Consider the following 897-nt stretch of genomic DNA (forward strand, 5'->3'; position numbering starts at 1 on the left):
CGACAGCGGCAACCCCGACCCGGACCCCGACCCCGATCCGGACCCCGGCCCCGGGGACGGCTTCTGCGCGGCGAGCCTCGGCACGGTGAGCAGTTGGAACGGCGGCTTCCAGGCGGAGGTCACGGTCACCAACAACAGCGACGCACCGATCAGCAACTGGACCGCTTCGTGGAGCCAGCCGGGCGGGAACGAGATCCAGAGCGTCTGGAACGGCGCCTGGACGGCCCACGGTGACCACATCATGGTCGACAACGTCGCGTGGAACGGCGCCCTGGCGCCGGGCGCGTCCACCTCGTTCGGCTACACCTCGCTCGGCACCCCGCCACCGGCGAGTGCGGCGATCAGCTGCGGCGTGTCCTGACACGACCCCGCCGGAACGGTCCCGGCCGGCCGCCCGCGCGCCGGCCGGGACCGGGCGTGTGACGCCGGACGGGACCGGCAGCCCGTCACGTCATGACCCTTTACAGGAAGAGTTTCCCGGCGCTACGGTCCAAATTGGGAGCGCTCCCATGCTCCTGGTTTCCCCCACCTCATCACGGCGAAGGGACGCAACGCGATGAGAGACCGAGCAGAGAGCCGCGCGTGGCTGCGCAGGACGGGACTGCTGACCGCGCTGGCCGCCCTGCCGGCCATGGCCACGGTGGTGTTCACCGGTGGCACCGCATCCGCGCACGGCGCACCGATGGACCCCGGGAGCCGCACCTACCTGTGCTGGAAGTACAGCCTCGACAGCACCGGCGCGGTGAACCCCACGAACCCCGCCTGCCAGGCGGCACTTGAGGCCGGCGGCGCCAACGCCTTCTACAACTGGTTCTCCGTGCTCCAGTCCAACGGCGGCGGCCGGACCGAAGGCTTCATCCCCGACGGACAGCTGTGCAGCGGCGCCGCGACGGTGAA

General features: G+C 71.2%; 2 protein-coding genes. Both read left to right on the forward strand.

All coding sequences use genetic code 11. From position 1 onward, the window contains the following. Nucleotides 1-361 (forward strand): cellulose binding domain-containing protein (locus STBA_RS38700; RefSeq protein WP_253194575.1); only part of this gene is annotated, 361 nt, incomplete at its 5' end. A gap of 195 nt (nt 362-556) precedes the next feature. Continuing rightward, nucleotides 557-897: lytic polysaccharide monooxygenase (locus tag STBA_RS06740; RefSeq protein WP_143659624.1), on the forward strand; the 341-nt coding region annotated here is incomplete at its 3' end.

Source organism: Streptomyces sp. MP131-18, assembly GCF_001984575.1.
Taxonomy (GTDB): Bacteria; Actinomycetota; Actinomycetes; order Streptomycetales; family Streptomycetaceae; genus Streptomyces; species Streptomyces johnsoniae.